The organism is Priestia sp. JSM ZJ58 (assembly GCF_044383985.1).
Lineage (GTDB): Bacteria > Bacillota > Bacilli > Bacillales > Bacillaceae_H > Priestia > Priestia zanthoxyli.
Map to the genome: position 1 here is coordinate 4,006,314 of NZ_JBISEM010000001.1, position 16,442 is coordinate 4,022,755.

General features: G+C 37.9%; 18 protein-coding genes and 1 tRNA gene. 9 read left to right on the plus strand and 10 right to left on the minus strand.

Annotated features, from left to right (window positions below; all coding sequences use genetic code 11):
- Nucleotides 1–51: 51 nt before the first annotated feature.
- The 3 genes from ACH6EI_RS20640 to ACH6EI_RS20650 form a co-directional block, all read right to left on the minus strand.
- On the minus strand, nucleotides 52–1,497 hold the full coding sequence (locus ACH6EI_RS20640; protein WP_034269394.1) for a DEAD/DEAH box helicase: 1,446 nt from the start codon (nucleotides 1,495–1,497) through the stop codon (nucleotides 52–54).
- A gap of 194 nt (nucleotides 1,498–1,691) precedes the next feature.
- Nucleotides 1,692–2,045, minus strand: coding sequence for a hypothetical protein (locus tag ACH6EI_RS20645; protein ID WP_034269391.1), 354 nt, complete (start codon nucleotides 2,043–2,045; stop codon nucleotides 1,692–1,694).
- 160 nt (nucleotides 2,046–2,205) lie between these two features.
- Nucleotides 2,206–2,277: transfer RNA gene (locus tag ACH6EI_RS20650), tRNA-Val, on the minus strand.
- Nucleotides 2,278–2,611: 334 nt separating this feature from the next.
- Between ACH6EI_RS20650 and ACH6EI_RS20655 the strand changes: the two genes are divergently transcribed.
- On the plus strand, nucleotides 2,612–3,367 hold the full coding sequence (locus ACH6EI_RS20655; RefSeq protein WP_028412326.1) for an arylamine N-acetyltransferase family protein: 756 nt from the start codon (nucleotides 2,612–2,614) through the stop codon (nucleotides 3,365–3,367).
- Between the two features lie 27 nt (nucleotides 3,368–3,394).
- Here ACH6EI_RS20655 and ACH6EI_RS20660 read toward each other — a convergent pair whose 3' ends face one another.
- Nucleotides 3,395–3,844: an Lrp/AsnC family transcriptional regulator gene (locus tag ACH6EI_RS20660; protein WP_028412327.1), complete on the minus strand. Its 450-nt coding sequence runs from the start codon at nucleotides 3,842–3,844 to the stop codon at nucleotides 3,395–3,397.
- Nucleotides 3,845–4,016: 172 nt separating this feature from the next.
- Between ACH6EI_RS20660 and ACH6EI_RS20665 the strand changes: the two genes are divergently transcribed.
- Nucleotides 4,017–4,637 carry a YitT family protein gene (locus tag ACH6EI_RS20665; protein WP_028412328.1) on the plus strand — a complete coding sequence of 207 codons (621 nt, stop codon included), beginning with the start codon at nucleotides 4,017–4,019 and terminating at the stop codon, nucleotides 4,635–4,637.
- Between the two features lie 38 nt (nucleotides 4,638–4,675).
- Here ACH6EI_RS20665 and ACH6EI_RS20670 read toward each other — a convergent pair whose 3' ends face one another.
- The 5 genes from ACH6EI_RS20670 to gnd all read right to left on the minus strand — a co-directional run bounded on the left by ACH6EI_RS20670 (nucleotide 4,676) and on the right by gnd (nucleotide 11,311).
- Nucleotides 4,676–5,287, minus strand: coding sequence for a DUF1349 domain-containing protein (locus ACH6EI_RS20670; RefSeq protein ID WP_063248132.1), 612 nt, complete (start codon nucleotides 5,285–5,287; stop codon nucleotides 4,676–4,678).
- 154 nt (nucleotides 5,288–5,441) lie between these two features.
- A complete protein-coding gene (locus ACH6EI_RS20675) occupies nucleotides 5,442–6,770 on the minus strand; it encodes a GntT/GntP/DsdX family permease (protein WP_034269380.1) in 1,329 nt (442 codons plus the stop codon).
- A gap of 269 nt (nucleotides 6,771–7,039) precedes the next feature.
- Nucleotides 7,040–8,566 (minus strand): NCS1 family nucleobase:cation symporter-1, encoded by a 1,527-nt coding sequence (locus ACH6EI_RS20680; protein ID WP_033578068.1) that lies wholly within the window; start codon nucleotides 8,564–8,566, stop codon nucleotides 7,040–7,042.
- 278 nt (nucleotides 8,567–8,844) lie between these two features.
- Nucleotides 8,845–10,386, minus strand: a complete 1,542-nt coding sequence (gene gntK, locus ACH6EI_RS20685; RefSeq protein WP_028412332.1) for a gluconokinase — start codon at nucleotides 10,384–10,386, stop codon at nucleotides 8,845–8,847.
- Between the two features lie 25 nt (nucleotides 10,387–10,411).
- A complete protein-coding gene (gnd, locus tag ACH6EI_RS20690; protein ID WP_099000221.1) occupies nucleotides 10,412–11,311 on the minus strand; it encodes a phosphogluconate dehydrogenase (NAD(+)-dependent, decarboxylating) in 900 nt (299 codons plus the stop codon).
- Between the two features lie 150 nt (nucleotides 11,312–11,461).
- On the opposite strand from gnd, the gene ACH6EI_RS20695 reads away from it, so the two are divergent.
- Both ACH6EI_RS20695 and ACH6EI_RS20700 read left to right on the plus strand, forming a co-directional pair.
- Nucleotides 11,462–12,307, plus strand: coding sequence for a MurR/RpiR family transcriptional regulator (locus ACH6EI_RS20695; RefSeq protein ID WP_014461544.1), 846 nt, complete (start codon nucleotides 11,462–11,464; stop codon nucleotides 12,305–12,307).
- 169 nt (nucleotides 12,308–12,476) lie between these two features.
- A complete protein-coding gene (locus ACH6EI_RS20700) occupies nucleotides 12,477–12,956 on the plus strand; it encodes a GNAT family N-acetyltransferase (protein ID WP_028412334.1) in 480 nt (159 codons plus the stop codon).
- A 125-nt stretch (nucleotides 12,957–13,081) separates the two neighbouring features.
- Here the strand turns inward: ACH6EI_RS20700 and ACH6EI_RS20705 are convergent, their stop codons facing one another.
- Entirely contained in the window at nucleotides 13,082–13,618 is a 537-nt protein-coding gene (locus tag ACH6EI_RS20705; RefSeq protein WP_028412335.1) for a phosphatidylglycerophosphatase A family protein, read from the minus strand.
- A 172-nt stretch (nucleotides 13,619–13,790) separates the two neighbouring features.
- Between ACH6EI_RS20705 and ACH6EI_RS20710 the strand changes: the two genes are divergently transcribed.
- The 5 genes from ACH6EI_RS20710 (at nucleotide 13,791) to ACH6EI_RS20730 (ending at nucleotide 16,372) form a co-directional block, all read left to right on the plus strand.
- Nucleotides 13,791–14,177, plus strand: a complete 387-nt coding sequence (locus tag ACH6EI_RS20710) for a hypothetical protein (RefSeq protein WP_028412336.1) — start codon at nucleotides 13,791–13,793, stop codon at nucleotides 14,175–14,177.
- A 96-nt stretch (nucleotides 14,178–14,273) separates the two neighbouring features.
- A complete protein-coding gene (locus ACH6EI_RS20715) occupies nucleotides 14,274–14,540 on the plus strand; it encodes a hypothetical protein (RefSeq protein WP_099000632.1) in 267 nt (88 codons plus the stop codon).
- Between the two features lie 71 nt (nucleotides 14,541–14,611).
- Nucleotides 14,612–15,337, plus strand: a complete 726-nt coding sequence (locus tag ACH6EI_RS20720; protein ID WP_028412337.1) for an alpha/beta hydrolase — start codon at nucleotides 14,612–14,614, stop codon at nucleotides 15,335–15,337.
- A gap of 82 nt (nucleotides 15,338–15,419) precedes the next feature.
- Nucleotides 15,420–15,932 carry a YjcG family protein gene (locus ACH6EI_RS20725; RefSeq protein ID WP_013055455.1) on the plus strand — a complete coding sequence of 171 codons (513 nt, stop codon included), beginning with the start codon at nucleotides 15,420–15,422 and terminating at the stop codon, nucleotides 15,930–15,932.
- Between the two features lie 5 nt (nucleotides 15,933–15,937).
- Nucleotides 15,938–16,372, plus strand: a complete 435-nt coding sequence (locus ACH6EI_RS20730; RefSeq protein ID WP_028412338.1) for a GNAT family N-acetyltransferase — start codon at nucleotides 15,938–15,940, stop codon at nucleotides 16,370–16,372.
- Nucleotides 16,373–16,442: the final 70 nt, after the last annotated feature.

Below are 16,442 nucleotides of genomic sequence, written 5' to 3' on the forward strand. Positions count from 1 at the left end.
TTATTGGCTGTATAAATAAAGCCCATCTTTAAAAAGATGGACTTTCCTTTATTATTTAATCGCTTTATGAACTTTTAATTTCTTTCCTTTAATTGTTTTGTTTTTCATTGCTTGCAACACTTTGGGACCTTTTCCATTCAGAATCTCTACATACGAGACATTTTCTTGAATCGTAATAATTCCAATATCGTCTGCGGTTACTCCGTCTAATTTTGCGATTGTTCCTACAAAATCGACCGCTCGAATTTTCTTTTTCTTTCCTCCGTTAAAATACAGCTTCATAATGTCTTTATTTAATGACTCGCTTTTATCTTTTTTAACTTCTGGACGCTCATTAATTTTTTCATTAAAAGCGAATGCTGCCTGCTGTACTTCTTCTTTAGAAGGAGGAGTAGATACTGGAATCGAAAAACCAATATATTCTTCAATTTCCGATAGCATTCTCTCTTCATAAGGCGTTACAAATGTGATAGCCTTCCCTTTTTTACCGGCACGTCCCGTTCTTCCCGTACGGTGAACGTAGCTTTCTTTTTCCAACGGAAGGTCATAGTTAATAACGTGCGTGATATTATCAATATCAATTCCTCTCGCAGCTACATCTGTTGCTACTAAATAGCGGAATTTCCCTTTTTTGAAATCATTCATAACCTCAAAACGGTCTTCTTGCACCATTGCCCCATGAATTTTATCACAAGGATATCCAAGATCATCTAAATCATCTAACAGCGTATTTACCTGCTCTTGCGTGCGGCAAAAAATGATGCAGCTGTCTGGATTTTCTACTGTAGTTACGTCTTTCAGCAGTTCAAATTTACGTTCATTTTGTACTGTTATAACAGAATGGTCAATCGTGCTTGTTGTTAATCCGTTCGCTTTGATTTCAACATCAACCGGCTTCTTCATATATTTGCGAGACAGCTCTTCAATATCTTCAGGAAGCGTAGCCGAGAAAAGCATCGTTACACGCTCACTAGGAAGATGTTGAATAATTGCTTCCACTTGATCAATAAAACCCATATTTAGCATTTCGTCTGCTTCATCAATAACCAAATAACGAATTTTCTCTAATGCAAGCGTTTCTTTTTCTATATGATCAAGCACTCGTCCAGGCGTTCCCACGACAATATGTGTTTTTTGCTTTAATTCTACTTTTTGCTTGGCAAATGGTGATTTTCCATAGACAGCTGCTGCTTTAATTCTCTTAAAACGGCCGATATTGGTAATATCTTCTTTTACCTGTGCAGCCAGCTCTCGTGTAGGCGTTAACACTAAGGCCTGGGGCTTATTTTCTTCCCAATTAACTAATTCACACAGTGGAATGCCAAAGGAAGCCGTTTTTCCACTTCCTGTTTGAGACTTCACGACAACATCTCTTTCTTCTAGCGCGATGGGAAGCACCTTGCTTTGTACTTCCGTAGGATGATTGTATTGCAGGCTAGAAAGTGCCTTAGCTACCTTGTCACTAAGACCGTATTGACTAAAACTTCTTTGATTCATTTTGTACCCTCATTTATTTTAAATTAGTGATTATCTTTATCATGACCTGATGCACTATGTTTCATTATACTTTAATTCTTCTATACGCGCTCAAAATTTCAAATCACATCAGCCGCTTTTGAATATACACTCATTTTTAAAGTCCAACTTATTTTCAGTTCATACACCTACAATATACAAAATCAGTAAACTAACTAAGAAATAATAAGATAATAGCGCGCACTGTTAATAGTTTGTTTTGAATATGTAGCATAATCCGTACAATCTATCCACTTGTATTTATCTAATTTCTTTTCTAGCTTTTCACTAATTTCGTCTTCAATCTCGTGCATTAAAGCAACCGTTTCGTAAATGCTCATCCCAAAACGTTCAGCTGCTTGGTGGTGAGGAGACTGCTGTTTAAGGAGTGTTAAAAACTGTTTTTTCGTCTCAGCTTTTTGCGCTAAACGATCTTCGACTCCCTCAATGAATTGATATAGCATTCGCTTGTTAAAAGGAAGAGAAGCAATTATATCTCTTGCAAAAACCTCCATCATCTTTTCATTCATGGTCACTCCACCCTTCAACTTTAAAACAAATCATAGTTTTACTTATTTAGTTTTAATTATTATAAACGTAATGATTACGATTTACAATGTGGCATTCTTCCTAAACCAATGAAGAAAGTGAAAAAGCCGCTCTCTTATTAATAAGAAAACGGCTTTGGTATGAGCGATGAGGGATTCGAACCCCCGACCCCATCCCTGTCAAGGATGTATTCTCCCACTGAACTAATCGCTCGTAATATGTATTGACTATATTATAGAAAGAGTTATCCAATTTTGTCAACTATTTTTCCACAGTCCCCAAGTTGGAAGAACCGTCTTTACTTTTGATAAACTAAAAACATGCCATAAAGGAGCATGACGGGATGAAAGCACACGCTGAATTTTATTTTGATTTTGTCTGTCCACTATGTTTTCTAGCCACTAATCCTTTAAGAGAAGTCAGTAAAGAACAAAAAGCTGAGATTGAAAGAATTTGCTTCCAAAGAAACCATTAAAAAAACGCTGTTACATGAATATTCTGCTAAGCTTAAAGACAAAGAGAAATGATTCACTAAGAGGTGTATTTGATGAATATTAATTATTATTTTAGTCGGTTTTTAGCTAAGAAACCGGATAGTCCAACGTATGAAAACTTAGCTGCTTTACAGAACAAGCATATGCTTCATGTTCCGTTTGAGAACTTAGACGTTTTGTCTCAAACTCCTATTATCATTGATTTAGAACGGATCTTTCAAAAAGTAATTGTAAATTTGCGCGGAGGATTTTGCTACGAATTAAACGGTTTATTTGGCTGGCTGTTAAAAGAAAGCGGTTATGAAGTCTCGTACGTTTCAGCTACCGTCAAAAAACCCGATGGCACGTGGACCATTGAAGGAAGTCACGCTACAAACCTTGTGACAGTTAAAAATCAGTCTTATATCGTAGACGTTGGATTTGGAGATTCTGTTCGCAAGCCAATGCCTTTAAATGGCGAAGTAGTAAGAGATGTAAGCGGCTCTTATCGTATGACAAACGTTGCTGAGCATATGTATGATTTGCAGCGATGGGAAGATGATGTATGGAAAACGCTGTACCGTGTGTCTACGCTTCCTAAGAAACTGACAGACTTTACTCCCATGTGTGAGTTCAATCAAACGTCAGCTGATTCTCCGTTTGTACACAAACGCCTTGTTACGATCGCAACACCTACAGGGCGAATTACCCTCTCTGGTGAAACACTAACTGTAACAGACAGCGGAAAAAAGACGAAAAGAAACGTTTCAGAAGAAGAAGTTCCTGATATTTTGCAAAATCATTTTTATATTATTAAAGGGTTTTATTAATATGTCCTTACACAAAAAACCGGCCTCTTATGGGGTCGGTTTTTGTATAGGAGTAATCATCCTGTTTTCTACAGGCGACTTTAAAATAATTGAGGTATTCACATTTCCATAAGGAATCAGTTCATCCACGAGCATTCTAAGTCCATCCATTCCAGACACGGCTGCTTTGATAAAATAAGAAACCGGTCCCGTTACGCGATGACATTCAAGCACATCTTCATTTTGCTCAATAAAGTCTTCAAATTCCTCTGGTTTTCTTTTTAATTCGCTTACTTGAATAAACAGCTGTGTATCTCTCCCTAAAGCTTTCGGAGACACCGTAGCGCTGAAACGCTGTATCACTCCTCGTTCCTGAAGGCGCTGCAGCCTTTCTGATACGCTTGGACGGCTAAGAGCCAGCTTTTTTGATAAATCACTAATCGTCATACGCCCGTCTCTTTGCAAAATAGACAATAATTGTACATCGATTTGATCCATACAAACCTTTCCTTTCAAAATGAATATAATAAATAAAATCTTTATTCAAGTTGATAACAGAACAAGTATTATTTCCTTCATTTATACATGTGTTTTCTTTATTTAATATCCTATCATTAAAGTAGATAATTGAAAATGAAAATTCCGAAAAAACAAACAAAGGGGTTTATTTATGAAAAAAGTTTTATGGATTATTCTTGGATGTACGATTGCAAGTATTGGTGTTCTTATTTTGCGGCACTCTCACGTAGTGACGGGGGGAACAGCTGGTCTGTCTCTTAGCTTATCATATGCCCTTCCTTTGTCGTTTGCGGTGATTTTTTTTCTCATTAATATTCCTTTTTATCTCTTTTCCTTCTTTCAAATGGGATGGAAATTTACCGTCACAACTATAGGATCAGTGTCTTTGCTATCACTTCTCACTTCACTCGATCACTTGCTTCCTGCTTTTACACTTCCCAGCCTGATGGGTGCTGTTACGGGCGGACTAATTGCCGGTCTTGGCTTATCCATTTTATTTATGAACGGAGCTTCTCTTGGGGGTGCTAATATTCTAGCGTTATTCGCGCAGCGAAAATTCGGTTGGGATCCTGGAAAAGTGAATTTTTCATTTGATTTCCTCGTCGTGCTGTCGAGCATGTATTCAATTGGATTTTCAAAAGGAATTTTCTCTTTTATGTCCATTGCGATTACAGGGTTTGTCATCAGCTATTTCAAACAAAAAATTGCTTTACACAATCAATCGACACCCACTGCTGCCACACAGCCTTTAGATAATGTGCTCTCTAAATAAAAACCACGATTTAACTGTGACTAAATCGTGGTTTTCGTTTAAAGCTTTTCTACTTTTATAAAATCAAATTGGGCCTCATATCCTTCTCCTTGAGGACTACAAGCGTAAATCCCAACTTGAACAGGTTCTTTGGATGAGTGCAATAAGTGAGCGATTCGGAGCTGAGTCCAGGAATCTCCATCACTTGAATAACAAACGGTGTAATCATCATTTTTGCGCTGAATTTTAAAATAAAGCGCTGATTTGTTTTGAGTAAAATTTTGACTGGACCAATCTGAGAAGCCCTGGTTGGTTACGACTGCTCCTAATTGGTTAGGGCCATCGGGATTGTATTCAACTGACGTTTTGATCCACGTATCTTTTGATACACGAATCATGAGACCTGCTTGATCGTAGCGATTAACTGGATATGTATGCACCTTTGTCATGATTTCAAAGTCGCCTTCTACTTCACGATAAAGAAAGTGTCCATTGTCCGCTTCAAAGCCATAATGAGTACGCTGCCAAAAATCTGTTTTAGCGTCTGTTTTAATCACTAATCGATTCGTTTCCGTATCAATTTGAAATTGAGCTGGTGGACAATACCAAGAAACGTCTGAATCTAATTTTCCTTCTGAAAAGTTTGTGAAAAATACTAGTTGATTACTCACTCTCTGTCATTCCCTTCTTAGAAGCTATTGTTCTTCTATTTCTATTTTGCCATAATTTAACGAATAAATAAAATATTTTGATTATTTTTCTAGTAAATTCTTTTCTTTCATAAAAAAATAAGACTCTTTTACATAGAGTAAAAGAGTCTTATTTTTAGATTATTGCATTTAGAATAAGTGCTCCTGCAAAAGCAATAAAGGATAGAAGCGTTTCCAGAACAGTCCATGTTTTGAACGTTTCTTTTACTGTTAATCCTAAATACTCCTTCACCATCCAGAATCCAGCATCATTAACGTGAGAGAACATTAGTGAACCCGCGCCCGTAACAATAACCAGAAGTTCTAAATTAACACCAGACATGTGCTCAATGATCGGTGAAACAATACCCGCCGCTGTTGTTAATGCAACTGTTGCTGAACCTGTAGCGATACGGATTAATCCAGCAATTAAAAATGCAAGTACAAGTGGTGATAGAGATAGATGTTCAGACATTTGACCAATCGTTGTACCTACTCCACTATCGATTAATACTTGTTTGAAGCCACCGCCTGCACCAATAATCAAGACAATAGATCCTACAGGAAGCAAGCATTCTTCCGTTAGTTTTTTAATCACATCTTTTGTCATACCTTGACGTTTTCCAAGCAGGTAAAACGCTGCAAAACAAGAAATTAAAAGTGCAATTAATGGACTTCCTATTAATTCTACAAACTTCACTACGCCGCTTGGCAATCCGTTAATAATAGGCACTATTGCTGCTAAAACCATTAATAAAACAGGAAGTAAAATAACAAAGAATGAAACGCCTGTACCAGGAAGATCTTTAGATGTTGTCGTGATACGAATTAAATCCGGCTCTCCTTCTGGAATTACTCGTTTGTTAACCCATTTTGCAAAAACTGGTCCAGCGATAACTGCTGCTGGAATTGAAATGATTAACGCGTATAAAAGCACTTTCCCCGTATTTGCTCCGTAAATACTAATAGCTGCCATCGCTCCCGGATGAGGAGGAACGAGACCGTGAACAATTGATAATCCTGCAATAACTGGCAGAGCAATCAATAATATATTTTGTTTTGTTGTTTTATGAATCGAAATAACTAAAGGCAGTAAGATTAAAATTCCTACTTCGAAGAAAACAGGAATACCAATAATGAAACCTGCTACTAGCATTGCCCACGGCAATCTTTTCACACCGAATATTCTTACAAAATAATCCGCTACCTGCATGCCAGCGCCTGAATCAGCCATCAGCTTACCTAAAATTGTTCCCAGTGCTAAAATTCCTACTAAGTGTCCTAAAACACCGCCCACTCCCGTTTCGTAAGCGGCAACAATTTTATCCATTGATAACCCAGAAGCAATTGCTAAAAACAAACTCGCAACCGTTAAACTGATAAACGCATGCCATTTAAAAACTGAAACACCTACAATAACAATAACAATTGCGACAACCGTAATAGCTAATAAGTATGCATCCATCTTGCTTTCCACCTTCCCCTTAAGTAAACGCTTTCTTTATGTAGCAAAAAAGCTCTAAACCTGTTAATTTTTTAAAAAATACGTTTTAATTATCGAAATCGTTTACATTAATTAAATCAGAAAACGATTTCATCTTTTTATTACTTAAATTATATGAAAAAAAAATTCTTAAATCAATAAAAAAACTCAAAAAAATTTTATCAATTTTCTTCCATAGAGTTTCAACTCATAAAAAAATCCAATCATGTTAATGATTGGATTTATCTTATTTATTTAGTGATGGTGGGATCAGCGGTTTGACTGTCGATAATTGGTTTTTCGCTTGTTTTTAACGTTATTTCTTCATATTCTCCCGGCGCTAATACACTTTTATCTCCTCTCATGAGATACGTATAGGCGATGATAGAAATGAATAGACCAAATGTCCAGGCATTATCCCATAAAAAGCGCAGTCCAGGAATCAGTAAGCCTAAAACAGGTATGGCCACGCCAATTACTAATGCATAAATACCGTTTTTATTAAAACCAGTTGAATAACTATAGCGACCGTTTACCTCGTATAAATCCTTTAATGCCATCTGTCTCCTTCTTACAAGCCAGTAGTCAGCAATGGCGATGCCGTCTATAGGACCAAGCAGCGCTCCGTATGTTCCAAGCCATCCAAAGATATAATTCCCGAAATTAGACATGATGTACCATGGCTGAAGCAAAATAGCAAAGATACCGGTTACTAGCGCTCCCATCGCAAACGTGATTTTCTTTGGATTCAGATTCTCAATTGCACGGGCCGGCGCCACAATATTTGCTCCCACATTAATCGTTAAAGAAGAAAGCACGATAACGATTGTTCCTAAGAAAATGATAAACGGAGGGAATTTAGCTACTAACGCCACTGGATCCCAAATAGCTTCTCCGAATATAACGATGGTTGCCGAGGTAACAGCAATTCCAATAAATGAAAAAACACTCATCGTCAACGGCAAGGAGAAGGTTTGCGCAACCATTTGGGATTTCTGGCTTCTAGCATATCGACAAAAATCCGGAATGTTCAAAGCGAGCGTCGCCCAAAATGCAATGACTCCGGTTAAAGCAGGGAAAAATACAGCTAGAAATTCTCCGGTGGATGTAAATTTAGAAGGCGTAGATAAAATGGGTCCCCACCCTCCTGAGTTTGTATAAGCCCATATAAAAAGAATAATAGCTGAAATACCAATAACCGGAGCAGCAATCGCTCCTAACACTTTAATTGCTTGCGGTCCTTTATACGCCACTCCTACATTTAAAAGCCAAAAGAGAGCAAATACAATGGCTGTATGACCAGCTAAACCATTCCAAGATGAAAATGAAGCGCTTAGCAGTGTATCAATTGCTTCCGTTCCAATCCATGTATTAATTCCAAACCATCCAGCAGCCACAATAGCCCTAGCCAGTGCTGGGATATGTGCTCCTTTATCTCCAAACCACAGGCGGGCAAATACCGGATAAGGAATGCCAAACTTGGTTCCAGCGTGAGAATTAAGCAAAATAGGAATAAGAACAATTACATTTCCTAAAAAGATTGTACCAATTGCCTGCCACCAGTTCATTCCAAGCGTCATCATTCCGCTCGCCATTGTGTAAGCTGGAATACACAGACACATCCCAATCCAAAGCGTGGCAAAGTTAACTCCTTTCCAAGAATGTTCTTTCATCGTAGTAGGACGTAAATCTTCATTCCAAAGATCGCTGCCGCTCAGCTGATTGTGCGTCTCATCTGTGAGCGTCACAATTCCATCTTGCTCGATTTGTGTTTTCATCCATAAAACCCCTTTTCATAAAATAAGTTCATTTCAAAAAACAAATTTTATTTGAATTTTCTGAAATATAAAGGCGTTTGTGACGATTCCTTCTAGTATGTGATAAATACTAACGTTATTCCTTATTATATTTAATGCGAAACAGGGATACACTGGACAAATTGTAACATTATTTGAGGGAACTTTTATATATTGTGTAGTGTTAACTCTTTTGGTTGTTAGATAACCTAACACACAAAAAATCATCGCCTGAAAGCTTCAAGCGATGATTTTTGAACTTAATGTACGTATTTTTTTTGAAAAGCCGTAATGCTTTCGTATTCTTCTTTAAATAAACGAGCCAAACGAATATAGATAGTCGTTAACTCTTTATATACTTCACTGTTTTCTTTGATTGGATAATGATGATTAGTCGCTCCAACCATATCGGAAACAACGTTTAATGAGTCGACTTCGCCAAGGCTATATAAGCCAAGAATAACTGCTCCTAGACATGAACTTTCAAAGCTTTCCGGCACGGATACTTCTTGGTTAAAAATATCTGCCATCATTTGGCGCCAAAGTGCGGAACGTGCAAATCCGCCTGTTGCCTGAATTTTCGTAGGTTCTCCAATTAACTCTTCAAGTGCCAATAATACCGTATACAAGTTAAAAATAACGCCTTCTAATACGGCGCGAATCATATGTTCTTTTTTATGATGCAAACCTAGGCCAAAGAACGAACCTTTAGCATTTGCATCCCAAAGCGGCGCACGCTCTCCTGACAGGTATGGATGAAACAATAAGCCGTCTGCTCCAGGTTTCACTAAAGCCGCAATATCCGTTAATACTTCATATGGATCTTTTCCAAGACGTTTAGCTGTTTCGACTTCCGACGCTCCAAATTGATCACGAGCCCATCTAAAAATCATGCCTCCGTTATTTACAGGGCCGCCAATTACCCAGTGGTCTTCTGTCAACGCATAACAGAAAATACGACCTTTAGGATCGACTACTGGCTTGTCAGTGACTGCTCGAATAGCTCCGCTTGTCCCAATTGTTACTGCAACAACGCCTGGTTCAATCGCATTTACACCTAAGTTTGATAATACGCCATCGCTTGCACCTACAATAAAGGGCGTATCCGGCAGTAAGTGCATCTCAACTGCAAGCTCTGTGTTTAGCCCTTTCACTTGATGCATAGTTGAAACAGGAGTGGATAGCTGATCTGTCGTCACACCTGCTACTTTTAATGCTTCTTCATCCCACGCAAGATTTTTCAGATTAAATAAACCTGTTGCTGATGCAATCGAATAGTCGATCACATATTCGTTAAACAACTTAAAGAATACATATTCTTTAATTGAAATAAACTTATGTGTTCCCTTCACTAATTCAGGCTGTTCATTAGAAAGCCATGTTAGCTTGGAAAGTGGCGACATCGGGTGAATAGGCGTGCCTGTACGTAAATAAATCTCATGGCCGTTGTATTCATTTTTAATTTTTTCCGTCCATTCTGCACTTCTATTATCGGCCCACGTAATACATTTTGTCAGCGGCTTTCCCTGCTGATCAACGGCAATAACACTGTGCATAGCTGAGCTGAATGAAACGCATAAAATATCCTCAGGTTTTACATCGCTTGTTTTTACAACCGTTTGAATGGTACGTACAACTGCTTGAAAAATTTCTTCAGGATCTTGCTCAGCCATCGCGGGCGTAGGCGAGTATAGTGGATACTCAATCCCATGGTTAGCAATGACTGTACCGTCTACTGAAAATAATACAGACTTTGTACTCGTTGTTCCGATATCTACACCTATTGCATATTTTTTGCTCATGCTGCTGTCCCCCTACTTTACTACTTTACTTATTTACAACACCGTGACCGCCGAATTCATTTCGAAGTGCTGCTACAACTTTTCCTGTAAATGTATCTTCCTCTAATGAACGATAGCGCATCATTAGCGATAAAGCAATAACAGGAGTTGCCGTTTGAAGATCAAGGGCAGTCTCTACGGTCCATTTCCCTTCACCAGAAGACTGCATGACTCCTTTAATACTATCTAGTTTAGGATCTTTTGAAAACGCATTTTCCGTTAGTTCCATTAACCAAGAGCGAACGACAGATCCGTTATTCCAAACGCGCGCTACGGCTTCATAGTCGAAATCAAACTGACTTTTTTCCAGAACTTCAAATCCTTCAGCAATGGATTGCATCATTCCATATTCTACACCATTATGAACCATTTTTAAAAAGTGACCGCTTCCGCTTTTGCCTGCGTACATAAATCCATTTTCTACGCAAATACCACTAAAAATTGGTTCAATTGTACGGAATGCTTCTGCATCTCCGCCAATCATTGTACACGCTCCGTTTCTTGCACCTTCCATTCCGCCGCTTGTCCCTACATCAAAGAAGTAAATACCTTTTTCCTGAAGATCCTGAGCACGTCGAACAGATTCTTTATAATTAGAGTTTCCTCCATCTATTACAATATCTCCTTCTGACAGAAGGTCTTTTAGTTCTGTAATCACATTTTCCGTTACTTCTCCAGCCGGAACCATAACCCATACAACTTTAGGTGAAGGGGGAAGTTCGTTGACTAGCTCTTCAATAGTAAAGGCACCAGCTGCTCCTTCATTTGAAAGTTTTTCTACCGCTTCTTTATTCACATCATAAGCTACAACTTCATGATGATTGTCCATTAAATTTAATGATAAATTATATCCCATTTTTCCTAAACCGATTAATCCAATTTTCATTTTATAAACTCCCTTTGAAAAAAAATTTCACATTACCTCCATTATACGAATTATTTTTCATTTTGCAATCGTTTACAAGAAAATTTTTTTCACACATATTTTTGTGCTATACTCTTTTTACTACTAAATTCGTGGAAAGGAACATCAGTTATGACGCAAAATTGTTTAGGAAAAATTCGTTCTCACTATGCTAGATTCAGTGAAAAAGAGAAAAAAATTGCAAATTATATTTTAGAACAGCCGGAACAAATTATTCACAGTACCATTAACGAAGTAGCAGACGATTTAAATGTAGCTGATGCAACAGTCTTTCGCTTTTGTAAACGAATTGGCTTCAAGGGCTATCAGGCGATGAAAATAGCGCTGGCTGCTGAAATTATGACGCCTATTCAGCAGATTCACGAGGAAATTGCTGAAACGGATAATGAAAAAACGATCGCTGAAAAAATCTTTCGCTCCAACGTGCGAACGCTTGAGAATACATTACAAATACTAGAGGGCAATGCTATTGAAAAAGCCGTCAAACTTTTAATGAAGGCCGATAAAGTTCAATTTTATGGCACGGGAGGCTCTTCAGTCGTGGCTATGGATGCTTTTCATAAATTTGTGCGAACAGGAATTAAAACGTTTGCATTTATCGATTCCCATTTCCAGCTTATGTCCGCTTCTCAATTGACGAAACAAGATGTAGCGGTAGTGATTTCTCATTCGGGAACAAATAAAGACACGATGAACATTTTAAATACAGCAAAAGCGAACGGTGCCAAAACGATCGGGATCACGGGTTTTCCTAAATCTCCATTAAGTCAAAACGTTGACGTTTCTCTTTATACAAGTTCAGAAGAAACCGAATATCGATCTGAAGCTCTCGCCTCGAGAATTGGACAGCTAAGCCTCATTGATGCTTTGTATGTTAATGTAATGATTGCGAATAAAGACACCTCTAAACATTCGCTTGAAAAAGTACGCGATGCTATTGCTGAAACTAGAATTTAATGTTTCGCCCTTATATATTCTTCAACTACAACATCAAACAGAGCATAAAATATATGCTCTGTTTAGTGCGGTTCTTCACTTAAAATTTTCAGGTTTTCATTCTCATTTAACATTTTCTAAGTTGCTACATATGATAAAGCACAACTTTTAAAAAGTAGGTGAAGTGTGTATGGATATTATCTATCGCACTGCAAAACTAGATGATTATACAGAAGTAAATAAAATATTAGGAGAATCACTAGAACTCCACGCAAATGCGCTTCCTTCTATGTTTGATAACCAAATGGCTGTTTTATCTCCTGAACAATATCAAGCTACCCTTTATTATGCAACCATTGATATTCTTGTAGCTCAATATCGAAATCAAATTATTGGAGCGTCTGTTGTTGAATTAAAATATAACCCTCCCACCACGTTAGCTCCGCTTTCCTACACAGCATACATCCAATATTTTGGTGTAAAAAAAGGCTTTCAAAATTATGGGGTAGGAAAAGGTCTTTTTTCTGCTACGAAACAGTGGGCTGTACAAAAAGGAGCAAATGACCTCCAGCTTACCGTATGGGCATTTAACGAAAAAGCACGTGCTTTTTATGAAAGTCTTGGACTGGAAAACTTAAGCTATCTTATGACTACTTCACTACAGCCATAAATCGTTCCATTAACGGAGGCTAGGCACGTATCTCCTACGTGCCTAGCCTCCGTTATTCAAATAAAAGACTAAATCATTTTAACGCGTTAATTTACGCAGCTTATATACATACTAAAAGAAGTTTATTACGTAGCCGGATTGCCTTCTTGCAGCTGTTCTTGTTCATCACGCTGACGGTGAGCCAAACGACTTGCCGCACTAGAAGCTACGCTCGCTACCAAATCATCTAAAAAGGTATTAACTCCTTTTTCTTTTTTACAGTCCAGCTTTTCAATAATACCTACTTTTACTTTATCTAAATAGCCAAAGGTCGTAACAGCGATACTGCCATAGGTTAAAACGGCACCTAAAGCAATCGTTTCGTCAACGCCAAACAACCCTTCGTCTTGTTCTACAATACTTTGAAGAGGTTCTGATAATTTATTTTGCTCAGCTAACTTATCAAGTTCGATTCCAACTAGAAGGGCATGCTGAATTTCTCGCTTTTGCAGTACTCTCTCTACGCTTTCAGCGCATTCCTGAATGGTTAGAGCTGGATGATAAGGAAGCTGTAAATCATACACAATTTCAGCAATATCCAAAACTGTTACGCCACGCTCTTCCAGCAAATTAAATGTTGCCTTTGCTACTTCTTTGCTCGTTGGGATTTTTTTCGCTGTCATGTCTCTCTCTCCTTTTCAAGTTGTTGTCTCTCTTTATACTAAATTCGATGAGAGCCGCTAAAAACCTTTTTTGTTCATCCGCCTGAGTTCATAAACTCGTCACATATCTCTTTAGGCGCTCATTACATTTACTTGCTATAATAAAATTATCGAATCAGGAGGTTTGTCTACTGTGGAAGAAAAACAAAGTAAATTTAGCAGAGGCTTATTATTATTTTTCATTGGCGCAACAGCCCTTTTCTTTATCATCTTAATCGTTCTGTTTCTCATGTCTACTTTTGGAAAAAGCGAAAAAGAAGCAGTGGCTCTGCTCGCAGGAAATCACTATGCTATCGTTAAAGAAGAGAATTCATATACTCTTTATGATCAAAAAGAAAACAAGCCTATTTTGAAAGATGTAAACGGCTATTTCGGTGCTCGCAATATCCGAAGTTATGTAAAAAATGACACAGAATTGGTTTCGATTGATGAAAAAGAAGAGGAATATACGAAAAAACCGCTAGAAAAAGCCACTCAAGCAGAAAAAGATATGTTTAAAAAGATGAAAAAATTAGATTAACAAAAAAACGAATCATCAATCAAACTGTTTGATTGATGATTCGTTTTTTTTTGTTAAAGTGGACGCAGGTTTTATCTGTTTCATTCCTTCTAGCAGTTGATTGGAGGGCAAGTCGAAGACTCCTGCGGAAACAGCGGAACAGGTGAGACCCCGCAGGAGCACAAGCGACGAGGAGGCTCACCGGCCGCCCGCGGAAAGCGGAGTCTTGCACGGAAATCAACTGCGGCCGAGCAAGCTGCCCAGATTATATATCCAGATTGTTCATGTTTGGATGAAATTCATTTCGTTACGTCCCAACCTCTTTTTTTAGCAACGCATGCCTCTTTCTCGTCATTCGCTAAAAAATTCGTTACAATAAAATAAAGAACGATTTTTAGAAAATGTGTTACAATAAAGGTAACGCTTTCATTCAAATGCATAGGAGTCGATTATTCATGTCAGAAAGTAAGCGGAAGTTAGAAGAAATTTCTTTTTATAGTGACGCTCTGCAAGAAGATGTCACGTTACTAGTCTATTTGCCGTCAAACTATTCTACGCTCTATAAGTATTCTCTACTTATCGCCCAAGACGGAAAAGATTATGTTATGTACGGACGTACACCTCGTTTAATCGATGATTTAATGAACGAGTCAGAAATCGATCGTACTATTTTTGTTGGAATTCCATATAAAAGCGTGGAAGACAGACGCGATAAGTATCATCCAGAAGGAAAGCAGGTAGATGCTTACATTCGCTTTTTAGCACATGAACTTGTGCCATTTTTGGATAAAACATATCCTACATATCAAATGGGAAAATCGCGTGTTCTAATTGGTGATTCGCTTGCTGCTACAGTTTCACTGCTGACGGCCATTGCGTATCCTCACACGTTCGGGAAAGTAATTATGCATTCTCCTTTCGTGAACGATGCTGTATTACAAACGGTCAACTCATTTGCTTCTCCTTCACTTCTGGATTTGTATCATGTTATTGGAACGGAAGAAACGGATGTCAAAACAACACAAGACGGTATATTGAACTTTATTGAGCCTAACCGCCTGTTGCACGAACAAATGAAGCAGCGTGGATATTCTGTTTTCTACGAAGAATTTAATGGAAATCATACGTGGAAATACTGGCAAAAAGACGTAAAGCGGTCGCTTCAATATATGTTGAAGTAGAAAGATATCATATTTTTTGAAAATTTGTTATAATAAGCTCGCTTTATACATATTTTATGATCTTACTTTGGAGGGATTTTTTATGAAATTTGGCGTTGTACTTTTTCCATCTAAAAAATTGCAAGATGTAGCGAATTCTTATCGAAAGCGCTATGATTCTCACTATTCATTAATTCCGCCTCATCTTACATTAAAAGAAGTCTTTGAAGCTACAGAAGACCAAATTGACGAAATTGCGGCTAATTTGCGTAAAATTGCCGAAGAAACAAATCCATTTACATTAAATGTAACGAAAGTAAGCTCATTTTCACCAGCCAATAACGTTATTTACTTAAAAGTGGAACAAAAGCCAGAACTGACGTCACTTTACAATAAACTTCATGAAGGCAATCTCGAACAACCAACTGAGTATTCATTTATTCCACATATTACAATTGGTCAACGACTTTCAGATGATGAGCACTTAGATGTGTATAGCCAGTTGAAGCTTGTAGATGTCGCTCATGAAGAAACAGTTGATCGCTTTCATTTAATGTACCAGCTTGAAAATGAAACATGGACTGTGTTTGAAACATTTCGTCTTGGAAAGGGATAAGATACGTGAACATCAAAGTACTAACGAACAAACAAGATCCTTCTGATGCTTACTTCGTACGTCAAAAAGTATTTGTAGAAGAACAGCAGGTTGATGTAGAGCAAGAAATCGATGAATACGATTCCGAAGCCCTGCATTTAGTTGTATACAAAGGAAATGCACCAATTGGGGCAGGACGCTTCCGTATGGTAGAGGACTATGGAAAAGCCGAACGAATCTGCGTTCTTTCTTCTTATCGAAAAGACGGTGTAGGAAAGCTTTTGATGGATAAGCTAGAAGAGATCGCAGCAGAGCATGAGATTGAAAAGATTAAGCTGCATGCTCAAACGCATGCGGAAGGATTTTATAAAAAGCTAGGCTACGTAACGGTTTCAGGTGAATTTATGGATGCTGGAATTCCACATGTAGAGATGGTAAAGAAACTAAGTAAAAAACACTAGGAATTGAACCTGGTGTTTTTGCTTTTTTAAAGGATAAGAACCTTTGCTTTGCTTATACTAATACCTAATC

Excerpts from the sequence above, each read along its gene's own strand:
- ACH6EI_RS20640 (WP_034269394.1), bottom strand. The coding sequence starts at position 1,497 with ATGAATCAAAGAAGTTTTAGTCAATACGGTCTTAGTGACAAGGTAGCT.
- ACH6EI_RS20645 (WP_034269391.1), bottom strand. The coding sequence starts at position 2,045 with ATGAATGAAAAGATGATGGAGGTTTTTGCAAGAGATATAATTGCTTCT.
- ACH6EI_RS20655 (WP_028412326.1), top strand. The coding sequence starts at position 2,612 with ATGAATATTAATTATTATTTTAGTCGGTTTTTAGCTAAGAAACCGGAT.
- ACH6EI_RS20660 (WP_028412327.1), bottom strand. The coding sequence starts at position 3,844 with ATGGATCAAATCGATGTACAATTATTGTCTATTTTGCAAAGAGACGGG.
- ACH6EI_RS20665 (WP_028412328.1), top strand. The coding sequence starts at position 4,017 with ATGAAAAAAGTTTTATGGATTATTCTTGGATGTACGATTGCAAGTATT.
- ACH6EI_RS20675 (WP_034269380.1), bottom strand. The coding sequence starts at position 6,770 with ATGGATGCATACTTATTAGCTATTACGGTTGTCGCAATTGTTATTGTT.
- ACH6EI_RS20680 (WP_033578068.1), bottom strand. The coding sequence starts at position 8,566 with ATGAAAACACAAATCGAGCAAGATGGAATTGTGACGCTCACAGATGAG.
- gntK (WP_028412332.1), bottom strand. The coding sequence starts at position 10,386 with ATGAGCAAAAAATATGCAATAGGTGTAGATATCGGAACAACGAGTACA.
- gnd (WP_099000221.1), bottom strand. The coding sequence starts at position 11,311 with ATGAAAATTGGATTAATCGGTTTAGGAAAAATGGGATATAATTTATCA.
- ACH6EI_RS20695 (WP_014461544.1), top strand. The coding sequence starts at position 11,462 with ATGACGCAAAATTGTTTAGGAAAAATTCGTTCTCACTATGCTAGATTC.
- ACH6EI_RS20700 (WP_028412334.1), top strand. The coding sequence starts at position 12,477 with ATGGATATTATCTATCGCACTGCAAAACTAGATGATTATACAGAAGTA.
- ACH6EI_RS20705 (WP_028412335.1), bottom strand. The coding sequence starts at position 13,618 with ATGACAGCGAAAAAAATCCCAACGAGCAAAGAAGTAGCAAAGGCAACA.
- ACH6EI_RS20720 (WP_028412337.1), top strand. The coding sequence starts at position 14,612 with ATGTCAGAAAGTAAGCGGAAGTTAGAAGAAATTTCTTTTTATAGTGAC.
- ACH6EI_RS20725 (WP_013055455.1), top strand. The coding sequence starts at position 15,420 with ATGAAATTTGGCGTTGTACTTTTTCCATCTAAAAAATTGCAAGATGTA.